The sequence below is a fragment of the Endozoicomonas sp. ONNA1 genome, assembly GCF_024606325.1.
GTDB lineage: Bacteria > Pseudomonadota > Gammaproteobacteria > Pseudomonadales > Endozoicomonadaceae > Endozoicomonas_A.
The window spans coordinates 1-8592 of sequence record NZ_JAHHPN010000407.1 but is presented as its reverse complement, the minus strand read 5'-3'; the positions used below and the strand labels follow the sequence as shown (position 1 = coordinate 8592).

General features: G+C 46.2%; 8 protein-coding genes and 1 pseudogene. All 9 read left to right on the top strand.

Annotated features, from left to right (window positions below; all coding sequences use genetic code 11):
- Positions 1-509: 509 nt before the first annotated feature.
- Entirely contained in the window at positions 510-1286 is a 777-nt protein-coding gene (locus tag KDK19_RS09255) for a type IV toxin-antitoxin system AbiEi family antitoxin (protein ID WP_257291804.1), read from the top strand.
- Between the two features lie 16 nt (positions 1287-1302).
- A pseudogene (locus KDK19_RS09250) lies at positions 1303-1737 on the top strand (nucleotidyl transferase AbiEii/AbiGii toxin family protein); the annotation flags it as partial.
- 815 nt (positions 1738-2552) lie between these two features.
- Positions 2553-3293 carry an ABC transporter permease gene (locus KDK19_RS09245; protein ID WP_257291803.1) on the top strand — a complete coding sequence of 247 codons (741 nt, stop codon included), beginning with the start codon at positions 2553-2555 and terminating at the stop codon, positions 3291-3293.
- Positions 3290-3943, top strand: a complete 654-nt coding sequence (locus KDK19_RS09240; protein WP_257287516.1) for an ABC transporter ATP-binding protein — start codon at positions 3290-3292, stop codon at positions 3941-3943. Before KDK19_RS09245 ends, KDK19_RS09240 begins: the two co-directional genes overlap by 4 nt.
- 21 nt (positions 3944-3964) lie before the next feature.
- A complete protein-coding gene (locus KDK19_RS09235; protein ID WP_257291802.1) occupies positions 3965-5218 on the top strand; it encodes a hypothetical protein in 1254 nt (417 codons plus the stop codon).
- Between the two features lie 58 nt (positions 5219-5276).
- Complete coding sequence (locus KDK19_RS09230; protein ID WP_257291801.1) at positions 5277-6914, top strand: polysaccharide biosynthesis/export family protein; 1638 nt, start codon at positions 5277-5279, stop codon at positions 6912-6914.
- A gap of 56 nt (positions 6915-6970) precedes the next feature.
- Positions 6971-7489, top strand: a complete 519-nt coding sequence (locus tag KDK19_RS09225; RefSeq protein WP_257291800.1) for a hypothetical protein — start codon at positions 6971-6973, stop codon at positions 7487-7489.
- Between the two features lie 58 nt (positions 7490-7547).
- On the top strand, positions 7548-8471 hold the full coding sequence (rfbA, locus tag KDK19_RS09220) for a glucose-1-phosphate thymidylyltransferase RfbA (RefSeq protein ID WP_257291799.1): 924 nt from the start codon (positions 7548-7550) through the stop codon (positions 8469-8471).
- A 12-nt stretch (positions 8472-8483) separates the two neighbouring features.
- The coding region (locus tag KDK19_RS09215; protein WP_257291805.1) for a dTDP-4-dehydrorhamnose 3,5-epimerase family protein at positions 8484-8592 on the top strand (109 nt) is incomplete at its 3' end.

The window sequence follows — 8592 nt, the reverse complement described above, 5'->3', positions numbered from 1 at the left end:
AAACCGCCAGTGCCCTGGATCACATCGCCTTGCCAAGGGTCAGCCATCAGCTCGATCTGAAGTGATCGAAAAGCTTCATCCGACAGATAATCAGACCGGTGTCTGGCAAAAACAGTAGACTCTACAAATAGGCTTTTCATTTACAAAATATACGTTATTAGCGTATATTTTCAAGTTCAGGTTTTTTGCGCCAATGAATTTGCAACTCACTTCTATGCTCGAGGATACTGCAAAACCGTTAAGCAGCCTCATGAGCGCAGCTAACTCTAAAAACTTGCCAATCCCGTGCAACAGTTTTAAATTTCAGGTCTTAGTCAACCTCATCCTCTGAAATAATCAGGCTTTCGATCCGAAGATCTCAAATGAAAAACACCCGTCGAAAGCAGTGCACTGAACATAACAGCATAGTTTACAATATTTTATATATTGACACCTTAGGTATTAATATTCACATTTAGACAAACCTTTTGGTTTGGCATAAAATATAAATTAACACCCTGGGTATTAATATGTCATCTAAAATAAACTGGCTGATAAACCATACCTCACCTGGCTCTCTGGTGCTCCAACAATGGCTGACGAAGAACGGTATCCGTTATTCTCTGACTCAGAAATATGCCAAAAGCGGCTGGTTGAAGAAGCTCAGCTCCGGTGTTTACTACCGTCCTGAACCCGGTGGCAAGATAAAACCTGACTGGCCGGTTGCAATACAGGCCCTTACTCAACAGTTACAGTTGCCAGTACACCTTGCAGGGCTTAGCAGCTTGACTCACCAGGGACTTAGCCATTACCTGCCACTGAATTCAGAGCAAGTCTGGATTGGAACCAAAAGCAAGCAAATCCTGCCCAAATGGTTTCGGGAGTTTTCTGAACTGCCCTGGTTATACAGTATTAACCAAAAGCTCTGTGAACTAACTGACAAAGATTTCACCACAGTAACTGTAAAAGGAAAGGAGCTCAGAGCCAGCCGCCCAGAGTTTGCAGCTTATGAAGTGGTCGATGCTATCGGGAAAAATATTCGTTTTGAGCATGCAGCTGAATTATTTCAGGGTTTAGTTAACCTGAGCCCAAGAAAAGTGCAGTCTCTTCTTAACCGCAGCAGCGCTGTTCAGACCAACCGCATTTTTCTTTTTCTGAGCCATTATTGTGGTCATCAATGGTTCGATCGGCTTGATGAATCTCAAATACAGCTTGGTTCTGGTAAACGTCAGGTGGTAACTAATGGTCGATACGACGAGCGTTACCAGATAACCGTCCCCCAATCCCTCTCTCATCCTGCATCGTAAATAGAAGATCAGACATATGGACAAAAAATCCGTTTATTACCAGCAGGTTTCCCTGTTGATCCGAACGCTGCCAGTTGTCGCAACCGAGCCTGTCTTCGCTCTGAAAGGTGGAACCGCCATCAATTTGTTTGTTCAGGATTTTCCTCGACTGTCTGTAGACATTGACCTCGCCTACCTTACTCTCGAACCAAGGGATGAAGCACTGAGAAATGTTCGCTCAGCACTCGAACGTATAGCAGAGCGGATAAATGCACAACCTTCAACCACTGCCGTGCTTCAGAACAACCGGCAAGACGAATTAAGAATTATTGTTACTACAGAATCTGCAACCATCAAAATCGAAGTCTCTCCTGTTGCCAGAGGCACACTGCACGATCCGGAGCTGCTGCCCGTGGTTGAATCAGTAGAAGATGAATTTGGCTATGCTGAAATATCTGTTGTCAGGCTCCCGATGTTCTTCTAATGCCGTGACTCTTTCTGCAAGACTCATACTGCACGCCCTAATGGTTTTTTATTTGATGTTTGAAAGTAGCAGATAAAAGAAGAGCCGCAACTCACCCCACATTGAGATGCACAGAACCTGAAAGAAAGGAAACCAAGGCGAAAGACAACCCGGCAACACTGAGCAAAATAGCCAAAGATATCACCGCACCGAAAGCGCGGTTAGGCTGCCCGATGCTGACGAAATTTTAAACGACAACGAAAATATACCAAGTTTTTCGTAACTGGTTAAACACCAAAAAACACTAACATGGTCACCCAATAAGATAGACGACTATCATTCTTTTCTTATTTTTCCTAGCAGGTATACTGCCTATTGCATGAAACTTCAGTACCATATAGATTACAAAAAGCATACAAAACCACACATTCTATGGACAAAATATGCAAACGAACAATAGCAATCGAGATACTTGATCCGCCTTTATACCCAGAGTTTATTGCCTTCCTTGTCTTCGCACCTGTACAAGAACCTATCCGCAGTAAGCAATGTAACAAAAACGAAATAATCAAGTGCGAAAATACAGAATTACTTAAATAAGACACAAAGCTTACAGTACACAGCCAAATTCCTAACACGCTGTTTCAGTATATGCGTGCTCGTACCTGTCCTATGACAATTCATGAAGCAAAACCCGAAGGGCGGTAGCGTGCCTGAATATAAATCGATGCAAATCCAGGCTACAAACCTGCTAATGGTTTGAGCTGGCTGACCTCATTTTTCTGATGCAATCAAGATCTCCCTTACAAATTCAGTATGCTGTATTGCATGCACTACTCATACGTGAACTCAAGACCCGCTTTGGAGCTTACCGGCTTGGTATAGCCTGGGCTTTTATCGAGCCAATCCTGCAGATGGCCGTTTTCATGGGGCTGTTTTACTTTGGCGGAAGAAGCTCTGTTGGAGGTCTTGAAATCCCTTTATTTCTAGCCACCGGTATTGCTCCCTTTCTGTATTTCAAGAAAGTCGTAACGCAATCATTGAATGCAGTCAGTGCCAACAGAAACCTGCTCATATACCGCCAGGTAAGGGTCTTTGATACGTTTTTGTCCCGCTTCATACTTGAATTTATCACCTCTTTTATCGTCTTGTCCGGGATCATACTGATCACCTGGTGGGTGGGTTATGAAGTGACCCTGGTCAACAGTCTGATTATCATGTACGCCTACCTTTTGCTCAGTATCATTGCGTTCGGACTGGGTTTGATCTTTGGCGTCATCAATACGCTTTATCCCGAACCTGGAAAATTTATACCCGCCCTGCTCAGACCCCTCATGTTCGTCTCTGGCACATTCTTCTCCATCAACGAGCTGCCTTCAGCCGCACAGGAAATCTTGCTGTGGAATCCACTGGTCCATATTTTTGAATTTATGCGCTCAGGCTTTTCATACGACTATGACACAAGCCTGCTCAGTCTTGAGTACGTAGAGATGTGGGCCTTAACAACGCTTACATTAGGCCTTCTGATGCTCCGGGCCAACTGGCGCAGGATGCTGACACAATGATCACCTTCAAGAACGTCACAAAGTATTACCCTACGCCAAACGGTCGCCACTACATACTCAGAGATGTAGACCTTGTTTTACCGGGTGATAAAAACATCGGTGTGTTTGGTGCTAACGGCAGTGGCAAATCCACATTAATGCGACTGCTGGCCGGTGTTGACCACCCTAACAAGGGCAGCATTAAAGTAGCAGGTAATGTTTCATGGCCCCTGGGACTTTCCGGTTACCAGGGCAGCATGACAGGACGTGAGAACGCTGAGTTTATCTGCCGGATATACGGAAAAGACAAAGAGGAAATCAGGGAGAAGATCGAATACATCAAAAACTTTTCTGAACTGAATGACTTTTTCGAAATGCCTCTCAAAAGCTACTCATCCGGTATGAGATCCAAATTCTCATTCGCCGTCTGCATGGCTTTTGACTTCGACTACTACCTGATTGATGAGCTAACAGCCGTCGGTGACAAACGATTCAGAGAAAAATGTCGCAAAACCTTTGATGCCAAAAAAGGGATAGCCAACTTTCTTTTTGTCTCACACAACATCAATGAGCTAAAGCGGCAGTGCGATATTGGCATTTATATAAAAAATGGCTCTATTCATGTCCATGACAGCATCGACGATGCCATTGCCGCCTATAACTCCATGTAAATTTGACCTGACCCTATCGACATGCCAGATACCATTCAAACACCGCCTCAAGCCCCCCCGAAAGAAGCTCAGCCCAACAGCAACAGCGAAGTTCTTCGAACGCCACCGAAGTCTAAAAAGCCCGACGCGCCTGCTTACACCATCAAGAAAAAGCTAAAAAAGCTTAAACTGACTCATAAGCTTAAGTCGGCGCTACTGACTCATCAAACCGGGCAGTGGTTTACCGCTATTGTTCTGATTCCCTGGGCAATCGCTGCAATATACTTTACCCTGATCGCTTCCGACCGTTATGTTTCCGAAGCCAGCTTCCTTATTGAGCGAAGCGACTCAGGTGGCGGCTCTATTGAGGGCCTGAGCCTGTTCGGCGTGACCCCGCAAGCCAGCAATGACCAGCGAATTCTGGAGACCTTTATACAATCACCCGACATGCTGGACTACCTCAATCAAGAGGTGAGCCTGAGACAGCATTACATTGAATCTGGTGACTGGATCTCCAGACTCTCCCCGTCTGCCAGCCAGGAAGACTTTCTCGACTTTTATCGCAGTCATATCAACGTTCGATACAATGATACCAATGGCATGGTGGATATGGAGGTTCAAGGTTTTGAGCCCGAATACACCAAAAAAATCACCGACCTGATTCTTTCAAAGAGTGAGAGCTTTGTTAATGACATCAGTCACAATCTGGCTAATGAACAGTTGACGTTTGTCCGTTCAGAAGTTGAGCGAGCAGAACAAAGACTCAAGGACTTCACTCGCAGACTGCTGAATTTCCAGAACGAAACCGGTTTGCTGAGCGTCGAGGAACAAGGGGCTGCCCTTAACGGTATTATGAATGAGCTTCAGGCAGAATTGATCAGAAGCCAAACCGAATTGCAGACGCTGACTTCTTATCTGAACGAGAACTCAAGCCAGGTCATTGCATTAAAACAACGGATCAGCGCGCTTCAGTCACAGATCACCACAGAAAAGGACAAGCTGGTCGACAGTGGATCTACTTCGCTGAACGATCTTGCCGCTCGACAACAAGAGTTACAACTGGATCTGGACTTGGCTACCCAGGCCTACACATCGGCACTGGTTGCCCTGGAAACAACACGCACCGAGGCGAGTCGTAAATTAAAGCAGCTGGTCGTCGTCAGTAGTCCGTACCAAGCGCAGGATGCCAAGTACCCCAAGGTGGCCTACTCCCTCATCAATATACTGCTGGTTTTGCTGATGATTTTTGCGCTGGCCCGTATGATTCGCGCCACCATCCATGAGCATCGTGATTGACGAAAGACCAATAAAACAGCATCGTTAAAGCATTCCCGATTTCCAAGACTATGAATCTATGAAACTACCACTCATTTCATCAACAGCCGCTCTCATGCTGAGCATGGCGGCTTATGCAAACACAGCGATCCCGGAATCAACCGAAACGGAAACCGTGGGCCCGGAGCTGGTTGAAAACGTCACCCAGCGTACGGTATTCGGTCAAAATTTATTTGATGGCTTCAAGCAGGCCGAGTTTAAAGGGTTCAACCCTGAGTACACTCTGGCCATTGGCGACAGAGTCACTCTGCAAATGTGGGGAGCCTATGAAGTTTCCGTCGAACTCACGGTCGACGCCCAGGGCAATGTCTTTATCCCACAGGTAGGCCCTGTAAAACTGGAAGGCGTTGCCAACAAAGACCTTAACCAGGTGATCGAGAAAAAGGTTCGCAGTGTTTACCAAAAGAATGTCAACGTCTACGCCAGCCTGAATGCAGCAGAACCGGTCAAACTGTTTGTGACCGGCTTTGTGCAATCACCCGGCCTTTATGGTGGCTTCTCATCGGACTCAATACTGGCCTTTCTGGCAAAAGCCGGGGGTATACGCCCAGAGTCTGGTAGTTACCTGAATGTTGAATTAAAACGTAATGGCAAGACCAGAGCCACCTTTAACCTCTATGAATTCCTTCTTACAGGCACCATTGAACAGATTCAGCTGGGCGATGGTGATACTCTGGTTGTCAACACACGACAAGGTGTCGCTGCCTTTGACGGACTGGTGGAAAACCCGGTTCAGATTGAATTCGCCAACGGCCAGACAGCTCTGAAAGACGCACTGGATATGGTCGGTGTATTACCCGAGGCCACCCACGTTCGAATTGCCAGAAACCAAATGGCCAAGCGTAACGTGGAATACCTGCCTATTGCCAAAACAGCCGACGTTCAACTCCAGAGTGGCGATGAAGTCACCGTTGTCTCTGACAAAATGCCAGGAACCATCAGCGTTTCCGTGGAGGGCGAACACAATGGCCAGGCCGTTTATATCCTCCCTTATGGCAGCACCATTAAAGATCTAATGGCCCGCCTCTCCCCTAACGACCGCTCCAACATAGAAGCGATGCAACTCTTCAGAGAGTCAGTAGCAGAACGCCAAAAAGCCATGCTCGATGTACAGTTGAAGCAGCTCGAACAAGCGGCACTCTCAGCACGAAGCAAAAGCATAGGCGAAGCCAATTTAAGAAAAGCCGATGCAGACTCAATCCTTCAGTTCGTAGAAAGAGCCAGACAGACAAAACCACGCGGTCAGGTGCTGTTAGGTCAAAATAAAACTCGCATGGACGTATTGCTGAAAGACCAGGACAGAGTCGTTATTCCCAATAAAACCGTTTTGGTTCAGGTGCACGGCGAAGTTATGTTCCCGAATGCCATGGTTTTTGACAATGGCAAGACTATAGCGGATTACGTTTCCTCAGCAGGGGGATACTCTCAAAAAGCGGATCAGTCCCGTGTCCTGATACTCCATAGTGACGGCACTATTTCACGTATTGAGTACAACGATGGCTGGTTTAGCGGCGGCCTCGCCAAATACGACGTTAAACCCGGCGATGAAATTCTGGTTATGCCACAAGTTGATGAAAAAACCATGCAGTACACCAGTGATATTATGCAGGTGATTTATCAGGTGGCTATGAGTACGGCTGTGGTATTGAGCTTGTAAGGTTGCAATATCGGCAGCATACTGGGTTCAAAGCCTTCTGGTCTTTGAGACGAACAATGCCACTCAATACAAAATATCTATCTCTTTTTGAGCAAAACTGGTCTGAATCCCAAAGAGCCGTCAAACGCATTAAAGCCTCACTCAGTAGGCTTGAAGAGCACTTTCCATTGACTGCTCATGCACTCAAGTCGGAAGATGAAGCGCTATTTGAAAAACTCGACGCTTTCAGGGTTCGATTTGCAGACCTGCAAGACTGTATTGGCAACAAGCTCTTCAGAAACTTACTACGAATGGAAGATGAGGAAGGCTTGAATATGGCAGATACGTTATCACGGATGGAAAAGCGACATATCCTCAGTTCTGCCGACAGCTGGCGGAAAATGCGTGAAATTCGTAATGTACTTTCTCAAGACTACCCGGAAGCTGAATCACAACGGGCTGATGCGCTCAACATGGCATGGGCTGTGGCTCCCGAACTGATTAAAATTATCGATCAGATCGAAGCTTACCTACTCAAGCTACATGATGACAAAAACATGCAATATACCAGCGATATTATGCAGGTTACCTATTAGTTAGCCATGAGTGCTGCTGTAGTTTTAAGACTCTAACAACCCACCATTAGGATCTAAGATGGGAAAATCTAACAGAAAAGGTATTATCCTGGCTGGAGGCTCTGGCACCCGGCTTTATCCCTTAACCCGTGTTGTCAGCAAACAGCTAATGCCGGTTTATGATAAACCCATGATCTATTACCCACTGGCCACATTAATGCTGTCGGGTATTACCGAAATAGCCATTATCACCACACCTCAAGAACAGCATCGCTTTAAAGAACTGCTAGGTGATGGCAGGCAGTGGGGAATAAAGCTTGAATACCTGGTTCAACCTTCGCCAGATGGTCTTGCCCAAGCCTTTATATTGGCGGAAGAGTTTATCGGTTCAAGTGATTGCGCCCTGATACTGGGTGATAACCTGTTTTATGGTCACAAGTTTTCCAGCCTGCTCCAAAAGGCTGATAAACAACACGGGGCTACAATCTTCGGTTACCGAGTCAGCAACCCCCAAGACTACGGTGTTATTGAGCTGGATGAAAATAACAAAGCTTTGTCCATTGAAGAAAAACCCTCTGAGCCCAAATCAAATTATGCGGCAACGGGTTTGTATTTCTTCGATAACCGGGTGGTGGATTTTGCTAAATCGGTAAAACCTTCACCACGAGGTGAACTGGAAATTACTTCAGTCGTCGATTGCTACCTTAAGGAAGGCAGTCTGAATGTCGCTAAGATCAGCCGAGGTTCAACCTGGCTGGACACAGGTACACATCAAAGCTTGCTTCATGCTGCTGCATATATAGAAACTATTGAATCCAGACAGGGTCTAAAGATTGCCTGCCCTGAAGAAATCGCCTATAGAATGGGCTACATTAGTGCAGAGCAATTGCTTGATATTGCCGAGCCACTGCGCAAGAGCGGCTACGGTGTTTACCTGATGAATATTATCGAAGAACTGGAAGGCATCAGCTGGTTTGAACAACGCAAGATTCAGGTTGCCTGAGGTATCAGAATAATGGAAGTACTGGAAACAGGCATTGAAGGCCTGAAAGTCATTGAGCCTCAGGTGTTTGGTGATGAACGCGGCTTTTTCATGGAGACCTGGCAAGCCAAAAAATTTGAAG

What these genes read in the sequence shown, in the direction of transcription:
- KDK19_RS09255 (WP_257291804.1), top strand. Translation starts at nt 510, where the DNA reads ATGTCATCTAAAATAAACTGGCTGATAAACCATACCTCACCTGGCTCT.
- KDK19_RS09240 (WP_257287516.1), top strand. Translation starts at nt 3,290, where the DNA reads ATGATCACCTTCAAGAACGTCACAAAGTATTACCCTACGCCAAACGGT.
- KDK19_RS09235 (WP_257291802.1), top strand. Translation starts at nt 3,965, where the DNA reads ATGCCAGATACCATTCAAACACCGCCTCAAGCCCCCCCGAAAGAAGCT.
- KDK19_RS09230 (WP_257291801.1), top strand. Translation starts at nt 5,277, where the DNA reads ATGAAACTACCACTCATTTCATCAACAGCCGCTCTCATGCTGAGCATG.
- KDK19_RS09225 (WP_257291800.1), top strand. Translation starts at nt 6,971, where the DNA reads ATGCCACTCAATACAAAATATCTATCTCTTTTTGAGCAAAACTGGTCT.
- rfbA (WP_257291799.1), top strand. Translation starts at nt 7,548, where the DNA reads ATGGGAAAATCTAACAGAAAAGGTATTATCCTGGCTGGAGGCTCTGGC.